Source organism: Streptomyces griseus, from assembly GCF_900460065.1.
In the GTDB taxonomy this organism is placed as follows: Bacteria; Actinomycetota; Actinomycetes; order Streptomycetales; family Streptomycetaceae; genus Streptomyces; species Streptomyces griseus.
Genome location: NZ_UAVD01000029.1, coordinates 294797 through 309756, shown reverse-complemented (window position 1 = coordinate 309756; position 14960 = coordinate 294797). Strand labels below are relative to the sequence as shown.

The 14960-nt window shown below is 72.5% G+C and carries 15 protein-coding genes and 1 pseudogene; 11 read left to right on the top strand and 5 right to left on the bottom strand.

Going from position 1 to position 14960, the window contains the following annotated elements:
- Nucleotides 1-22 precede the first annotated feature (22 nt).
- The 5 genes from DTB53_RS21255 to DTB53_RS21235 all read left to right on the top strand — a co-directional run bounded on the left by DTB53_RS21255 (nt 23) and on the right by DTB53_RS21235 (nt 4997).
- On the top strand, nt 23-925 hold the full coding sequence (locus DTB53_RS21255; RefSeq protein WP_012378022.1) for an RNA polymerase sigma factor SigF: 903 nt from the start codon (nt 23-25) through the stop codon (nt 923-925).
- Between the two features lie 205 nt (nt 926-1130).
- Nucleotides 1131-2366 (top strand): PP2C family protein-serine/threonine phosphatase, encoded by a 1236-nt coding sequence (locus DTB53_RS21250; RefSeq protein WP_030700359.1) that lies wholly within the window; start codon nt 1131-1133, stop codon nt 2364-2366.
- Between the two features lies 1 nt (nt 2367).
- The gene (locus DTB53_RS21245; protein ID WP_012378024.1) at nt 2368-3987 is read left to right on the top strand and encodes a sensor histidine kinase; all 1620 of its coding nucleotides are present in this window, start codon (nt 2368-2370) and stop codon (nt 3985-3987) included.
- Complete coding sequence (locus DTB53_RS21240) at nt 3984-4427, top strand: response regulator (protein WP_012378025.1); 444 nt, start codon at nt 3984-3986, stop codon at nt 4425-4427. The genes DTB53_RS21245 and DTB53_RS21240 overlap by 4 nt, the downstream gene beginning before the upstream one ends.
- Before the next feature lie 96 nt (nt 4428-4523).
- On the top strand, nt 4524-4997 hold the full coding sequence (locus tag DTB53_RS21235; protein ID WP_042498123.1) for an ATP-binding protein: 474 nt from the start codon (nt 4524-4526) through the stop codon (nt 4995-4997).
- Between the two features lie 16 nt (nt 4998-5013).
- Here DTB53_RS21235 and DTB53_RS21230 read toward each other — a convergent pair whose 3' ends face one another.
- On the bottom strand, nt 5014-5424 hold the full coding sequence (locus tag DTB53_RS21230; protein ID WP_012378026.1) for a RidA family protein: 411 nt from the start codon (nt 5422-5424) through the stop codon (nt 5014-5016).
- Nucleotides 5425-5566: 142 nt separating this feature from the next.
- Here DTB53_RS21230 and DTB53_RS21225 point away from each other — a divergent pair, with 142 nt between their 5' ends.
- The gene (locus DTB53_RS21225) at nt 5567-5950 is read left to right on the top strand and encodes a winged helix-turn-helix transcriptional regulator (protein ID WP_003964622.1); all 384 of its coding nucleotides are present in this window, start codon (nt 5567-5569) and stop codon (nt 5948-5950) included.
- Here the strand turns inward: DTB53_RS21225 and DTB53_RS21220 are convergent.
- Entirely contained in the window at nt 5947-7128 is a 1182-nt protein-coding gene (locus DTB53_RS21220) for a PP2C family protein-serine/threonine phosphatase (protein ID WP_012378027.1), read from the bottom strand. The two genes, DTB53_RS21225 and DTB53_RS21220, sit on opposite strands and share 4 nt — an antisense overlap.
- Before the next feature lie 86 nt (nt 7129-7214).
- On the opposite strand from DTB53_RS21220, the gene DTB53_RS21215 reads away from it, so the two are divergent.
- Together DTB53_RS21215 and DTB53_RS21210 are read left to right on the top strand one after the other, a co-directional pair.
- On the top strand, nt 7215-7730 hold the full coding sequence (locus DTB53_RS21215) for a MarR family winged helix-turn-helix transcriptional regulator (protein ID WP_012378028.1): 516 nt from the start codon (nt 7215-7217) through the stop codon (nt 7728-7730).
- Between the two features lie 222 nt (nt 7731-7952).
- Nucleotides 7953-8315, top strand: a complete 363-nt coding sequence (locus DTB53_RS21210; RefSeq protein WP_075025118.1) for an STAS domain-containing protein — start codon at nt 7953-7955, stop codon at nt 8313-8315.
- A gap of 34 nt (nt 8316-8349) precedes the next feature.
- On the opposite strand, the gene DTB53_RS21205 is transcribed toward DTB53_RS21210, so the two are convergent.
- The gene (locus tag DTB53_RS21205; RefSeq protein WP_012378030.1) at nt 8350-9054 is read right to left on the bottom strand and encodes a (2Fe-2S)-binding protein; all 705 of its coding nucleotides are present in this window, start codon (nt 9052-9054) and stop codon (nt 8350-8352) included.
- 244 nt (nt 9055-9298) lie between these two features.
- On the opposite strand from DTB53_RS21205, the gene DTB53_RS21200 reads away from it, so the two are divergent.
- Nucleotides 9299-10384: a DMT family transporter gene (locus DTB53_RS21200; RefSeq protein ID WP_042498130.1), complete on the top strand. Its 1086-nt coding sequence runs from the start codon at nt 9299-9301 to the stop codon at nt 10382-10384.
- Here DTB53_RS21200 and DTB53_RS21195 read toward each other — a convergent pair.
- Nucleotides 10354-11706: a transglycosylase family protein gene (locus tag DTB53_RS21195; protein WP_012378032.1), complete on the bottom strand. Its 1353-nt coding sequence runs from the start codon at nt 11704-11706 to the stop codon at nt 10354-10356. The genes DTB53_RS21200 and DTB53_RS21195 overlap by 31 nt on opposite strands.
- Nucleotides 11707-11989: 283 nt before the next feature.
- On the opposite strand from DTB53_RS21195, the gene DTB53_RS21190 reads away from it, so the two are divergent.
- Together DTB53_RS21190 and DTB53_RS21185 are read left to right on the top strand one after the other, a co-directional pair.
- The gene (locus DTB53_RS21190) at nt 11990-13186 is read left to right on the top strand and encodes a LacI family DNA-binding transcriptional regulator (protein ID WP_012378033.1); all 1197 of its coding nucleotides are present in this window, start codon (nt 11990-11992) and stop codon (nt 13184-13186) included.
- Between the two features lie 37 nt (nt 13187-13223).
- A pseudogene (locus tag DTB53_RS21185) lies at nt 13224-13445 on the top strand (NUDIX domain-containing protein); the annotation flags it as partial.
- A 53-nt stretch (nt 13446-13498) separates the two neighbouring features.
- On the opposite strand, the gene DTB53_RS21180 reads toward DTB53_RS21185, so the two are convergent.
- Entirely contained in the window at nt 13499-14842 is a 1344-nt protein-coding gene (locus DTB53_RS21180; RefSeq protein ID WP_012378035.1) for an ROK family transcriptional regulator, read from the bottom strand.
- Nucleotides 14843-14960 lie beyond the last annotated feature (118 nt).

Sequence of the window (14960 nt, the reverse complement as noted above, 5' to 3'; positions counted from 1 at the left end):
GGGTAGCAGGGAGGGCGACACCATGACGGCGATGTCAGCGCGAGCCACCGGAACAACAGCGCTGAACGGCTCCGCGAGCCGTACCGGTGCGCGGACAGCGGACGTCACCACCGGAGATCTGCCCTGGATCGAGGACGCCGGAAAGGTCGCCCCGCAGGACGCGCGGGCCCTGTCGAAGATCTTCTTCGACAGGCTCCAGCTCCTGGAGGAGGGCACCCACGAGCACCAGTACGCGCGCAACACCCTGATCGAGATGAATCTCTCCCTGGTGCGCTTCGCCGCCTCCCGGTTCCGCAACCGCGGCGGCGACGACACCGAGGACATCATCCAGGTCGGCACGATCGGCCTGATCAAGGCGATCGACCGGTTCGACCTGTCCCGCGAGGTCGAGTTCGCCACCTTCGCCGTGCCCTACATCGTCGGGGAGATCAAGCGCTTCTTCCGCGACACCACCTGGTCGGTGCATGTGCCGCGGCGGCTCCAGGAGCTGCGCGTGGATCTCGCCAAGGCGAAGGAGCAGCTCTCCGGGGAGCTCGACCGCGACCCCACCGTCAAGGAGCTCGCCGCCCACCTCGACCTCCCCGAGGAGGAGATCATCGAGGGGCTCGTGGCCGCCAACGGCTACTCGGCCGGTTCGCTCGACACCCCCTCGGCCGACAGCGACTCGGGCCAGGAGCAGCGGGCGTACGCCGATGTCCTCGGCGAGGCCGATCCGGGCATGGAGACCGTCGAGAACCTGCACACCCTGGCACCGCTGCTCGATCAGCTCGACGAGCGGGAGCGCCGGATCGTGCAGATGCGGTTCGGTGCGGAGATGACGCAGTCGCAGATCGGCGCCGAGCTCGGTGTGTCCCAGATGCATGTGTCGCGGCTGCTCAGCAGGATCGTCCAGCAGTTGCGCAAGGGGATGAGCGTCGAGGCGTGACCCCGTACGGCCCGTCCGCTCCCGGACCGGGTTCCAGCCGTCCGCCCTTCCGGGCGGGCGGCTTCGTGCTGTGTGCACGACATGCGGTCCACCGGGAGTCCGTGGCTCGCATATGCTTTCTGACGAATCAGGCCGGACGCACCGTGCCGTCGCGCGAAAGGGTGGAGGCTTGACCGAGTCGCCCGTGGGCACATCTCCGATCCCTGTGGGCATCCCCGGCATCCCCACCCAGCAGGTCGGCATACCCCACCGCCCCGAGTCCCCGCTGTGGAACCTCGACGCGTCGATCCTGCTCGTGGAGGACGACGCGGGCGACGCGCTGCTCGTCGAGGAGATGCTCACCGACAGCGAGCTGGACTCCGCCCTCACCTGGTGCAAGACGCTGACCGAGGCACGCGCCTTCCTGAGCACGGCCACCACCCCGGTGTGCGTGCTCCTGGACCTGCACCTGCCCGATGCCCACGGGCTGGACGCGGTGCGCCAGATACTGGAATCGGACAGCGACGCCGCCATCGTCGTCCTCACCGGCCTGGAGGAGTCCGGCACCGGGCTCCGCGCGGTCGCCCAGGGCGCCCAGGACTACCTGGTGAAGGGCCGCCTCGGCCCGGAGGTGCTCTCGCGCGCGGTCCGCTACGCCCTGCAGCGCAAGGAAGTGGAACGGGCCGCGGCCGCGCTGCGCGCCAATCAGCTGATCGCCCAGGAGAACGCCCGCCTGGAGCTCGGGCTGCTGCCCGTCCCCCTGCTGCGGGACGACCGCTTCCGGGCGCGCGCACGCTACGAGCCCGGGCGGGTCCACGGGCTGCTGAGCGGTGACTTCTACGACGTCGTACAGACGGCGGACGGCACGGTCCACGCGGTGATCGGCGATGTGTCCGGGCACGGCGCGGCCGAGGCGGCGCTCGGTGTGTGTCTGCGGGTGGCCTGGCGTACCGCCGTGCTGTGCGGTACGTCCCAGCCCGAGCAGATCGCCCTGCTGGAGGAGATCCTGGTCGCGGAGCGCTCGGACTCGCACGTGTTCGCCACCGTCACCTCGCTGGTGTTCCCGCCCGGGCAACGGCACGCGCAGGTCCTGCGGGCCGGTCATCCCGGCCTGCTGCTGCGTGAGGGCAAGGACGTGTCCTGGGTCGAGCCCGAGGGCGGCATGGCCCTCGGGCTGCTGCCCGGGTTCGGCCGGTGGCCGACGGTCGACATCCCGCTGGCGCCCGGTGCGGGTCTCGTACTCTTCACGGACGGGCTCTTCGAGGGGCGTGACGGACCCGACAGCCGTCTCGGCGAGGAGGGGCTGCTCGCGATGGCCCGGGCCAACGGGCATCTGCCGGCCCGCTCGTTCGTCGACGCCCTGGTCGCGGGGGCCGCGGAGGGGGCCGCCCCCTACGGCGGTCTCGCGGATGACGTGGCCGTTCTGCATCTTGGCTGGGGATCCGAATCCGATGAGCGGTGACATGACGAAACAACCGGCCCCGGGCGGCTTCGCCGCGCGGCTGTCCGTACAGAACTGGGTCCACCTCATACTCGGCGGATTCATCGTGGTGGTCTGCGCCTGTCTGGTGATCGGCGGGCTCGTGATGGCCCGGATCTCCGACCGTACGACCGAGTTGGTGGACCGCATCCAGCCCGCCAGGTCCGCGTCCTTCCAGCTCCAGAACGCCCTGCTGGACCAGGAGACCGGGATCAGGGGGTTCGCGCTGACCGGCGACGACTCCTTCCTCGAACCGTACGAGGCGGGGAAGGCCGCCGAGCAGGAGCGTCTCGCCCAGGTCCGGCGGCTGGTGGGCTCCGGCGGCCGGTACGCCGACGACCTCGACGCCATCGCCGCCGCCGCCGAGCAGTGGCGGCGGAGCAAGGCCGAGCCCCTGATCGCGACGGTTCGCGAGCAGGGGCCGAGCGAGGCCGCCACCTCCGCCCGGTTGCAGCGCAGCAAGGCGGACTTCGACCAGCTGCGGCAGGCGTACGGCGCTCAGCAGGGCCATCTCGCCGAGGCCCGCGACCGGGCCCGCGCCGACCTCGGATCGGCGCGCACCACCCGCGACCAGGTGATGATCGCCCTGGTCACCGTCTTCGTGCTGACCGTGGCGGCGCTGAGCCTGCTGCTCCACCGGGTGGTGGGCGTCCCGCTGACCCGGCTGCGCACCGCCTCGGACCGCGTCCGGTCGGGGGCCTTCGGAACGCGGATCGAGATCAACGGGCCGTCCGACGTGCAGGCCGTGGCCCGGACGGTGGAGGACATGCGGCGGCGGCTGGCCGACGAACTGTCCGAGGCGCAGAGCCGCGAGGCCCTGCTCGCGGAGCAGACGGACGAGCTGCGGCGCTCCAATTCGGAGCTGGAGCAGTTCGCGTACGTCGCCTCGCACGACCTCCAGGAACCTCTGCGCAAGGTCGCCTCCTTCTGCCAGCTCCTGGAGAAGCGGTACGGCAAGGAGCTCGACGACCGGGGCAAGCAGTACATCGCCTTCGCGGTGGACGGCGCCAAGCGGATGCAGGTCCTCATCAACGACCTGCTGACGTTCTCGCGGGTGGGCCGGGTGCAGGAGGGCTGGAAGCCGGTCGATCTGGACCGGTCCCTGGACCGCGCCCTGGGCAACCTGGCCGTCGCGATCGAGGAGTCGGGGACGGTGATCGAGCGGCCGGAGTCCCTGCCCGAGCTGCTCGGGGACGCGACCGCGCTCACCATGGTCTGGCAGAACCTCGTCGGCAACGCGGTGAAGTTCCGCCGGGAGGGCGTCCCGTGCCGGATCTCGGTCACCTGCGTACAGGAGGGCGAGGACTGGCACCTCACGGTGTCGGACAACGGGATCGGGATCGCGCCCGAGTTCGCGGACAAGGTGTTCGTCATCTTCCAGCGGCTGCACGCCCGTGACGAGTACGACGGCACCGGCATCGGCCTCGCGCTCTGCCGGAAGATCATCGAGTTCCACGGTGGCCGGATCTGGCTGGAGCCCGAACCGGGCGAAGGCACCCGTTTCCACTTCACCCTGCCCGTGGCGCCCGAGGCGCCCACACACACCGCGGCGGAGCTGCTCGCTCCCGCCCTGCTCACCAGCCAGCCGGGAGATCCTTCGTGAACACCCCTGTCCAGCCCATCGAGGTCCTGCTCGTCGAGGACGACCCCGGCGACGAGCTGATGACCCGTGAGGCCTTCGAGGACAACAAGATCCGCAACACCCTGCACGTCGTGCGGGACGGGCAGGAGGCGCTGGACTTCCTCTACCGGCGCGGCCAGTACGCCGAGGCCCCCCGCCCGGACCTGGTGCTGCTGGACCTGAACCTGCCCAAGTACGACGGCCGGCAGGTGCTGGAGCAGATCAAGAGCGACCCCGAACTCGCCCTCATCCCCGTGGTCGTGCTCACCACGTCCTCGGCGGAGGAGGACATCCTGCGGAGCTACAAGCTCCACGCCAACGCGTACGTGACCAAGCCGGTGGACCTCGATCAGTTCATCGCGGCGGTGCGCCAGATCGACGAGTTCTTCGTGACCGTGGTGCGACTGCCCGGACGTGCGTAGGATCGTTCCGGATCTCCTGGAGTGGGATCGTTCGCCACGGGTAGACGAATGGCGGAAAAGGTCTCCGACCTCACTGCGGCGCCCTGGCTGGAGCACATGAACGAACAGGTCACCTCCCCACCGGAAGACCCGGGTCAGGGGCTGGCTGCCGCCGAGGTGCCCCCTTCCGCCGAGGTACTGATGAGCGCCGAGGTCTTCGACGGCGAGCCGGGCTGCATCGCCCAGGCCCGTGCGCTCGCCGACCGCTTCCTGACGCGGCTCGCGGTGGAGTGCCTCGCCCCGATCGGCGACCACACGCGCAGCGACCTGATGCTGGCCGTGAGCGAGCTGGTCACCAACGCCGACCGCTACAGCCACGGCCCCTACCTCTTGGAGCTGGAGGGCACGGCTCAGCTCATCAGCGTCACGGTGTACGACAGCAGCACCGCGATGCCCGTGCTGTACGCCCCCGATCCGTCCCGCCTCGGCGGTCACGGCATGGAGATCGTGGTGGCCCTGTGCGACCGGCTCACGGCCGAGCGGGTGCCGGTGGGCAAGCGGATCCGGGCGGAGTTCCAGCTCAGCATCTGAGCCCGGCCGACGCGCCTCAGGCGTCGAGCACGGCGGTGGCCTCGACCTCCACCAGGTGTTCGGGGACGTCCAGGGCCGCGACGCCCACCAGGGTGCCGGGCGCCCCGGGCGTGGTGCCCAGTCTCGTGGCGGCCCGGTCCACGCCTTCCAGGAACGCCGGCATCTTCTCGGGCGTCCAGTCCACGACGTACACGGTCAGCTTCGCCACGTCGTCGAAGGTGCCCCCGACCGCGGCGAGGGCCGTGCCGACGTTCACGTAGGCCTGCTCGACCTGCGCGGCGAGATCGCCCTCGCCGACGGTGGCGCCCGCCGCGTCCCAGGCGACCTGCCCGGCGACGAAGACCAGCTTCGATCCGGTCGCGACCGACACCTGCCGGTAGGCGCCGATCTCCGGCAGTCCACTCGGGTTCACCAGGGTGATGGCCATGCTGCCCGCCTCCTCGTCCTGGGGGCCGTGCCCCCTCTTTCCACCGGACCGGCCGGACGCAGGTCACTTGTGGTTACTCGGGAACCGTAGGAGAGTGGCCGCTGACATGGAAGAACGCACTTTTCGGTGACGGGGGAACCTGATGGTGACCAAGCGTTTCAGCGGCTCGCCCGAGGACGCGGATCTACGGCGCGCGGACTCACTGGCGCGGGAGATCTTCTCCGACGTCGCCAACAAGTGGGCGCTCCTGATCATCGAGGCGCTGGGCGGGGGCACGCTCCGCTTCACCGAGCTGCGGGGCGAGGTCGAGGGCATCAGCCACAAGATGCTCACCCAGAACCTGCGGATGCTGGAGCGCTACGGACTGGTCGAGCGGTGTGTGCACCCCACCGTGCCCCCGCGCGTCGAGTACACCCTCACCGAGCCGGGGCAGGGCCTGCGCCGGACGGTCCATGTGATGTGCGACTGGACCCACGAGCACATCGGGCACATCGAGTCCTCGCGCCGCGCCTTCGACGCACCCTAGGGGGTGTCCGGGTCCTCCGGTCGGCCGAACCAGTCCAGGCACAGCACCAGCGCGTCGTCGAGCGTCTCCGTGCCCCGGTACTCGGCCAGCTCGCCGAGCATCGCGCGCGGCACGGTGGCGGCCGGAAGCAGCCGGGTCGACTGGATGGCGCGGGCCAGCGCGCGTTGCCCGTACGCCTCGCCGAGCGGGGACACCGCCTCGTAGACGCCGTCGCTGAGCAGCAGCAGCCGGTCGCCGGGCTCGACGTGGAACTCCTGGACCGCGTACTGCGACTCCTCGAACATGCCGAGCGGCAGCTGCGCCTCCAGTTCGATCCGGCGCACCTCCCGGCCGCGCTGCATCCACAGCTGCGGCGATCCCGCGTCGACGACGCCGACCCGTCCGGTCGCCAGCTCGAAGCGGAGCAGCAGGGTGGAGACGTGCAGGGCGCCGCGGTGCTGATCGTAGAGGGCCTGGTCGGCGAGGGCGGCCTGGTCGGCGATGCCGATGCCGGCCCGGCGGGCGTTGCGCAGGGCGTTGACGGCGAGATTGGTGAGGAGGGAGGCCTGTATGCCCTCGCCCATGCCGTTGGTCACCGCGAGGGTCAGCTCGTCGGCGTCGGCGGCCCAGTCGAAGTTGTCGCCGTGGATGGCGTACGCGGGCTCCAACTGGGCGCCGATCGCGAATTCGGCGGTGGTGCAGGCGCGGGCGGGCAGCAACTGCCACTGCATCTCGGCGGCGAGGGTGAGACGGGTGGTGCGCCGGGCGCGCTGGTAGAGGTCGGTGTCCCGTTCGGCGACGAGGATCTCGTGGCCGAGCAGATCCGCCACATGGGTCAGCTCGCCGACCAGCTCCGGGGTGGACAGGGCTTGGGGCAGCCGGACGGTGAGGATGCCGAGCCGTTCGCCCCGTACGGTCACGGGCAGGAGGTGGTCGACGGCGTCGTCGTGCCGGACCTGCTGCTCGCGGGGCTCCTGGCTGCCGAACGCCCGGCCCTCGGGGCTGTTGTGCAGGGAGAGCGGCTCGTTCTCGTCGTCGGGCCGGTCCAGGGATGTGAGGACCTGCAGACCGTAGTCGGCGAGGTGGAGCTCGACCGCGAGGGCCCCATAGGCGCTGCTGAGCTCGGTGCGCACGGTGGCCAGCAGGGCGTGCGGCGCCGCGGCCCGTACGGCGGCCTCGATGTCCGTTCGTCTGTTCACGGTCTCTCGCGCATTCTTCGTCCTGCGATGTAGTAGGGGCCGGGGCCGGGCTGACAAGGAGGCCTGCCGGGTGACACAGTGGCGGAATGCGCCACCGAGGATTTCGCCCGAGCAGTCGCGATCAGGCGTCCGCCGACGCGGTCGCCGCCTCGGAGCTGCTGGAGGTGCTGTGGGGCCGGGGCCAGGAATCCGCCGCCTCGGGAACCGTATCGCCCTCCCAGCTTCGGGCCCTGCTCGTGATCGAGAAGCAGGAAGGCACGAACCTGCGGGCGTTGGGTGAGGCCCTGGGATCGCGTGCCCCGTCCGTCAGCAGGCTCTGCGACCGGATGGAGGCGATGGGGCTCGTCCAGCGGGCGCCCAGCCCGACCAGCCGCCGCGAGGTGGAACTGCGGTTGAGTCTGCGCGGTCGCACCCTTCTCGAAGAATACCGGGCCCTGCGCGCCGGCGAGCTGAACGCCGTGCTGGAGCGGATGGATCCCGCCGCCCTGGCAGCCCTCACCGAGGGCCTCGCGGCCTTCCACGCCGCCGCTTCGGAGCGGCTTTCCCCACAAAGGGATACGGCCGCCTCCCCACTCCGCGATGATGTCGCGGACAGCGCCTAGCTCCATCCAGTTCCCGCTTCCGCATCCATCGGTTCTCCGCCCTCGGCGGACCGGCCGAGCAACCGTCGGGGATCAGATTGTTACCCAATGGAGAATGTTGTCAAATGGCAACTGTTACTTCTATCGTTACCCCGTATCCCGCCGCGACCAGGGACGGAACCAGGCCGACCCGTCCGGCGACACGGCTCTCCGCCCCTTCCGATTCCGCCTGAGGTGCCCTCCGTGCTTTCATCGCCCAACGAAGACAGAGCCGTCAGAATCACCACCCGGCAGGAGCGGGGCGCTCTGGTCCTCACCGTGTCGGGTGACCTGGACATCGACAGCGTCGCACCGTTGGACCTCGCCCTGGCCTCGGCGGCCGACGACGGCTCCGGCCCGGTCGTCGTGGATCTCTCCGGCGTCGGCTTCGCGGACTCGACGACGGTGAACGTGCTCCTCCAGGGAAACACCGCGCTGGGCGGCAGGCTCCGGCTCGCGGCCCCGTCCCCGTTCATGCGACGCCTGATCGGGATGATCGGCCTCGACAGCGCCCTGCCCGTCCTGCCGTCCGTGGACACGGCCATCGACGCCCCGCTGCCCACCTGACGGCCCCCCGTCCGGCCCGGGGGCCGAGGCGCGGCTACCGCCGCTCGGTCCGCCGAACGGGCGCCCGGTCGAACACGCAGTCCCCGCACAGCCCGCCGCCCGGGCAACGCCAGTACAGGCAGCAGCTGCGCCGCCGGAACGCCGGACCGTGCGGGGCCCCGGTGTGGCGCAGCGCCTCGTCGTCGAAGAGTTCGGCCGCCAGCGCGCGGGCCCGTGCGGCCACGTCCGGCCGGTCATGGGCCTTCGCGAAGGCGACGAGTTCGCGTACGGCTCCGGCGAGCGCGGACCCCGCGTTGCCCCGCAGCAACTGGGGGGAGATCGCGCCGTCGCGCCGGAACGCCTCGGACAGCGGGTCCAGGTGCCCGTACTGGACCTCCTCGCGGATCCGGGCCGCCGTGCCGGGCAGCTCGGCCGTCCCCGCGAGCCACAGGTCGTCCGGCGAGGTGGCCGACGGGTCCCAGGACAGGTCCGCGGGGGCCAGGGCGGGGATCCGCCCGAAGAGAGCGGCCGGGCCCAGCGCGAGGGACCAGAGCCGGGCGGCGAGACCGAGATGGGCGATGGAGGCGGCGACCCTGCGCTCGGGGGCCGCGAGGCGTGCCGCGACCTTGTCGACACGCGCGGCGAGCGGGCCGCCGTCCCCCGCGTACACCTCCTCCAGCGGACGGTGTCCACCGCCCGGCACCGGCGTGGTGCGCAACGCGAAGAACCCCCCGACCGACGCCAGTAGCACCAGGTCCATGCCCCGCTCCCCCTCGATTCCCGGCCCGCCCGCGCCCCGCGCCCGTGACCCGCTCCTCGGCCACCGGCGGTATCGCCGTCGCGGCTCACCGTATCCGTCCGGCGACAACTTCTGACGCCGGGGGACGAGAGGACTACCGTCGGGAGGAGGACGTCGTTGCTTCGGTCGTACTACTGGGGCAGTAGGCCGAAGTGCAGTCTCAAGGACGACGACGTGGGGCCCCGGACGGGACATCGTGGTGTACATGAGCTCCCTTGCGTTGTCCGTGCTGCTGTCACTGGTCTCCGCGGTCGCCTACGCGGCCGGGGCGATCATCCAGGAGCGCGTGGCCGCGACCGGTGACAACGCGTGGCAGGCGCTGCTGCGCAACGGCGTGTGGTGGGCCGCCGTCCTCCTCAACGGGGCCGGTGCGGTCCTGCACGTGGTGGCACTCGCCTACGGCCCGCTCAGCCTGGTCCAGCCGCTCGGCGCGCTGACGATCGTCTTCGCCCTGCCGATGGCGGCGCTGTTCGTCGGGCGCAGGGCGGGGGCGACCGCCTGGCGGGGCGCCCTGATGGCGACGGCCGGCCTCGGCGGACTGCTGGCGCTCACGGGGAACGCCGAACCGCACACCCTGAACGGTCCCGAGCAGGCGCTGCTGGCCTCGGTGACGTTCGGGGCCGTCGGCGCGCTCGTCGTGCTCGCCCGTACGCTGCGCCGACCGGTCCTGCGCAGCATCGTGCTGGCCACGGGCGCGGGTGCGGCGTTCGGCATGGCCTCGGTGTTCACGAAGACCGTGGCGGTGGAGTGGACGTCCGGTTCGGTGCGCTCGGGCGCGCTGCCGCTGCTGGTGATCGCCGGGCTCGCGGCGGCGGGGCTGTTCCTCTCCCAGGCGGCCTACCGGGGCGCGGGCCTCACCGCCCCGCTCGCGACGGTGACGGTGGTCAACCCGGTGGTGGCCGCGGCGATCGGTCTCACGCTGTTCGGCGAGCACTTCCGCCTCGGCGTCCCCGGCACGGTCCTGGCCCTCTCCTGCGGGGCGCTGGCCGCCGGCGGCCTGATCATGCTGACGCGGGAGCGGCTGCGCACGGAGCACGCCGAGGAGCCGTGCACGGACGGAGTGGCTGCGGCCCCGTCCCCGCCGTCACCGGTCGCGCCGGAACCGCCGTTGGGGCGGCTTCCGGTGACGAGGCTGCCGTCGCCCCTGCCGCCGGGGCAGGCGGTGCCGCAGCTGGAGTTCGGCGCGCCCGCGCCGGGCTCGCTCGCGAAGCAGCGGCGCGGTGGGGCCACCCTGCGCCGCTCCCGCTCCGACCGGGCGGTTCAGACCCTGACGCCGCCTGCCCGGAGGTAGGCGAGCGGGTCGACGTCCGAGCCGTAGCCGGGGCCCGTGCGGATCTCGAAGTGCAGGTGCGGGCCGGTGCTGTTGCCCGTGGAGCCGGAGCGCGCGATGCGCTGCCCGCCGGAGACCGACTGGCCGGCGCGCACATGGAGCGCGGAGAGATGGGCGTACTGGCTGTACTTGCCGTCGTTGTGCCGGATGACGACCTCGTAGCCGTACGCTCCCGCCCAGCCGGCCGAGACGACGCGGCCCGGAGCCACCGACTTCACCGATGTCCCGGTGGGCACGGGGAAGTCGACGCCTGTGTGGTAGCCGCTGGACCAGCCGCCGGCCTGCCGGTAGGGAGTGCCGGTGCCGGCGGAGACCGGTGCGCTGAAACCGGAGTGCTTGACGGCGCGCTCCGGAGCGGAACGCTCCTTCGCGGGCGCTTCCTTCTTGGGCGCCTGCTGCTTCGGGGCCGCCTTCTCGGGGGCCTGCTGCTTCGGGGCCTCCTTCTTCGGCGCGGCCTGCGCGGGTGCTTCCTTCTTGGGCGCGGCCCGGGGCCGATCCGCTTTCCTGGCCTCCGCCGTGCCCGCCGGGGGCTTCGGGGCGGCCTTCCGCTCGGGCTGTGCGGACTTCTTCCCCTCCCCCGCCTTCGGCGCCCGGCTCTGGTCGAGGCTGAGCCGCTGCCCGGGGAAGATCAGGTCCGGGTCGGCCCCGACGACGGTGCGGTTGGCCGCGTAGAGGCCCTGCCAGCCCCCGCGTACCCGCTGGGCGGAGGCGATCCCGGAGAGGGAGTCGCCGCTCGCGACGGTGTACGAGTCGCGTTTGCCCGGCACATGGGTGGGCGTCGTCTCGACGGGGCGGGTCCGCGGCTGCCGGGGCGGCGCGCTCTGCGGTGCCGCGGCCCGGACGGTGCTGCGTCCCGCGCTCTGGGTGTCGGGCCCCGAGTCCGGGGCGGCGCCGGGCGCGTCCCCGCCCCGGGTGAGCCCCGCCGGTACGGAGCAGGTGGGCCAGGCGCCGGGACCCTGGCCGTCCAGGACCTTCTCGGCGATGGCGATCTGCTGGTCCCGGGTGGCGAGGTCGGCGCGCGGCGCGTACTGCGTGCCGCCGTAGGCGGCCCAGGTGGAGCCGCTGAACTGGAGACCGCCGTAGTAGCCGTTGCCCGTGTTGACGGACCAATCGCCGCTGGACTCGCAGGCGGCGACCTTCTCCCAGACCTCGACCGGTGCGGCTCCCGCCGACGCCGCGGTGATGAGCGGGAGCGCGATGCCCGCGCCGCTCGCCGTCACGGTGAGCGAGGCACGGTTGATCCGGCTCGGCTGGTATCTGCGGTGCCGTCCGTTCGCGGCCATACGTGGCTCCCCCACTGGCTTCGGGTCATGTCGCAAGGGGCAACGTAGGTCCGCACAGTGACTGATCACAAGCAAAACGTGATACTCGGCCGGTCCGTGGCCGGATTCCGATCCCCGGCGGTCCGGCCGCCTTCGACTCCGGCGCGCACCCCGGCACACTCCGCCCGGGCACTTCCCTCCGCTCGACTCCTCCCCCGCGACCCGTCCCGCTGCCGACCGGCCCGGCTCCTCGCCTCGACCCGACGGATGGAGAGCGCTCTCCGCGAGTGCTATAAAGGCGCTCATGACGGATGATCCGCGCTCCGCCGGAGCGCCCACCCTGGAGGACGTGGCGCGGGCGGCGGGCGTCTCGCGCGCCACCGTCTCCCGGGTCGTCAACGGGGTGCGCAATGTGGACCCGGTGATCCAGGAGGCCGTGCGTCGGGCCGTGTCGGTGACCGGCTACACCCCCAACCGGGCGGCCAGGTCCCTGGTGACCCGGCGGGCGGACGCCATCGCCCTGGTGGTGTCGGGCGCGGGCGTCGAGCCGGAGACGGCCCGGGCGGACTCCGGCACCGGAGCGTCGGCACAAGGGGAGGGTGAGGAGCACCGCGACGGGGGCGGGACGGGGGACGGCGCCGGAACCGGGACCCGGTCCGGAGGCCGGGCCTTCGGGAAGGACGAGGACAGCGGCGGGGGTTCGGGGTCGTTCACCGCGCAGGTGTTCGCCGACCCGTTCTTCGGGCGGGTGGTGACCGGCGTGGTCGACTACCTGCGTCCGCGCGGCATGCACCCGGTGCTGATGTTCGCGGAGACCTCGCGGGCCCGCGAGGAGGTGGTGGCCTACCTGAGGCAGGGCCGCGCGGACGGGGCCCTGGTCGTCTCGACGCACGCCGAGGACCCGCTGCCCGGTCTGATCGCGGACGCCGGCCTGGCGGCCGTGCTGTACGCGCGCCCGGCCCGGCCGGTCCCGGTGAGCTATGTCGACCTCGCGCACCAGGACGGCGCCCGGTTGGCGGCCGAGCATCTCCTGGACCGGGGCTGCCGCCGGATCGCGACGATCAGCGGCCCGCTGGACGTGCCGGCGGGGCACGCACGTCTGACGGGTTTCCAGGACACCATGGCACGCCACGGGCACCCGTACGTCCCCGTCGTCGAGGGCCGGTTCACCCAGGAGAGCGGCGAGCGGGCGATGGAGCGGCTCCTGGCGGAACACCCGGACCTGGACGGGGTCTTCGCCGCCAACGACCTGATGGCCCTGGGCGCCTGTCACGTCCTGCGGGAGCACGGCCGCTCGATTCCGGGGGACGTCGCGGTGGTGGGTTTCGACGACAGCAGCGCGGCCCTGGCCTGCCGCCCGCCGCTGACCACGGTCCGCCAGCCGGTGGAGGGGATGGCCGCCGAGATGACGCGCCTCCTGCTGGACCGGCTGGCCCGGCCGGACGGTCCGGTGACCTCCGTGATCTTCGAACCGGAGCTGGTGGTGCGGGGCTCCGCCTGATCCGGGTCCAGCCGGGGCCGGGCGGGGGTGCGCGGAGATGGGCGGGGACGCCCGGACGACCACGCCTCCGACCGGCCCGCCCCTCCGGGTAGCCGCCTGTGTGATCCTCCGTCACCCCTCCCCCGCCCTGCCGGTGTTCGACCATGCGGACCCTCCCGAGGCAGGCACCCAGGTGCCCGCGGGCGGCATCGCGCCGGGCGAGGATCCGGAGCGGGCCGTCCTGCGCGAGGTGGCCGAGGAGACCGGGCCGACCGGTGCGTTGGGCGGACAGACGGGCACGCGGGCGGCGTGAACGTCATGGGCGCGCCCCGCTCAGTCGCTCACCCCGGTCGAGGTGCGGTGACGTTCCCGGACGGCTTGGACGGCCGTACGGGGCGGCTCGCCGGAGGCGCCCGGCGCGGGGCGGCTGCCGCCCCGGGTGAGGAAGTCCGCGAGCGGGAGCGTCGCCGCGCCGACGGTGACCGCGTCCGGGCCGAGGCGGCCCATCTCGATGGTGGTACGGGCCGCCGCGTGGCGCAGGGCGTACGCGTTCGCGTACCGGCGGATGTCGGGCAGCAGGCGGGGGCCGATGAGCAGACCGGCCCAGCCGCCGATCAGGATCCGCTCGGGCAGGAAGAGGTTGATCAGGTCCGCGAGGGCCGCTCCGAGGCACTCGGCCGTCTCGTCCAGCAGCGAGAGCGCCACCTGGTCCGGGGCCGGACCGCGGCGCCCCGGGTAGGCGGCGGCGAGCAGGGCGGCCAGCGCCGTCTCGTCGTCGGCGTCCTCCGGGAGCGGGCCGCCCGCCTCGCGCCACCGCTCGCGCAGGGCCTCCGCGCCCGCGTACGCCTCCAGACAGCCGATGGAGCCGCAGCGGCACCGCCGGCCGCGCAACTGCACGGTGGTGTGCCCCCATTCGAGAGCGAGGCTCATGCGGTCCTCGTCGAGGATGTCCCCGTGGTCGACGCACGCGCCGACGCCCGAGCCGATGAGGGCGATGGCGGCGGCGCCCGCGCCCCGCCCGGCGCCGAACCACATCTCGGCCTGGCCGAGCGTCCTGGCGCCGTTGTCGATGAACAGCGGCACCTCGGGCGGCACGTCCACGGCTTCGCGCAGCAACTGCTCGAAGGGGACCGCACGCCAGCCGATGGTCTGGCCGTGGACCACCGCGCTCCGGGAGCCGTCGGGCCCTTCGGGGCCGTCGCGCTCGATGATGCCGGGGACACCGATGCCGATGCCGAGCAGCCGGCGCGGGTCGGCGCCCGCGTCGCGCAGCACGTCCGCGACGCCGGTGCGGACGTGGGCGACGATGCGGTCCACGTCGTAACCGTGCTGGGCCAGCAGCCGCTCGGTGCGGGCCAGTTCGGTCAGGGAGAGGTCGAACAGCTCGACGCGCACCCGGGTCTCGCCGATGTCGATGCCGACGAGCAGTCCGCCGTCGGGGGCGACGCGCAGCAGCGTACGGGGGCGGCCGCCGTCCGAGTCGACGACGCCGGCCTCTTCCAGGAGCCCCTCGGCGGAGAGTTCCGCGACGACGTTGCTGATGGAACCCGAACTCAGCCCCGTGACCGGTCCGAGCTCCTGGCGGCTCAGCGGGCCGTCGAAATACAACCGTTGCAATACCCGCGCCCGATTGCCCCTTCGCAGGTCACGCACGGTCCGTCTGTTGCGCTCGGCCATGTTGCTCCTTCCCGTCCAGGAACATACCCCGGCCCCAGGCCTTGACGCGACCTTCTCTCACCTCTTAAATCACGGCATAAATTAAGTCATGGAGGCCGTTCGGTTCCCGAACGCAGCC

Excerpts from the sequence above, each read along its gene's own strand:
- DTB53_RS21255 (WP_012378022.1), top strand. The coding sequence starts at position 23 with ATGACGGCGATGTCAGCGCGAGCCACCGGAACAACAGCGCTGAACGGC.
- DTB53_RS21245 (WP_012378024.1), top strand. The coding sequence starts at position 2,368 with ATGACGAAACAACCGGCCCCGGGCGGCTTCGCCGCGCGGCTGTCCGTA.
- DTB53_RS21235 (WP_042498123.1), top strand. The coding sequence starts at position 4,524 with ATGAACGAACAGGTCACCTCCCCACCGGAAGACCCGGGTCAGGGGCTG.
- DTB53_RS21230 (WP_012378026.1), bottom strand. The coding sequence starts at position 5,424 with ATGGCCATCACCCTGGTGAACCCGAGTGGACTGCCGGAGATCGGCGCC.
- DTB53_RS21225 (WP_003964622.1), top strand. The coding sequence starts at position 5,567 with ATGGTGACCAAGCGTTTCAGCGGCTCGCCCGAGGACGCGGATCTACGG.
- DTB53_RS21215 (WP_012378028.1), top strand. The coding sequence starts at position 7,215 with ATGCGCCACCGAGGATTTCGCCCGAGCAGTCGCGATCAGGCGTCCGCC.
- DTB53_RS21205 (WP_012378030.1), bottom strand. The coding sequence starts at position 9,054 with ATGGACCTGGTGCTACTGGCGTCGGTCGGGGGGTTCTTCGCGTTGCGC.
- DTB53_RS21200 (WP_042498130.1), top strand. The coding sequence starts at position 9,299 with ATGAGCTCCCTTGCGTTGTCCGTGCTGCTGTCACTGGTCTCCGCGGTC.
- DTB53_RS21195 (WP_012378032.1), bottom strand. The coding sequence starts at position 11,706 with ATGGCCGCGAACGGACGGCACCGCAGATACCAGCCGAGCCGGATCAAC.
- DTB53_RS21190 (WP_012378033.1), top strand. The coding sequence starts at position 11,990 with ATGACGGATGATCCGCGCTCCGCCGGAGCGCCCACCCTGGAGGACGTG.
- DTB53_RS21180 (WP_012378035.1), bottom strand. The coding sequence starts at position 14,842 with ATGGCCGAGCGCAACAGACGGACCGTGCGTGACCTGCGAAGGGGCAAT.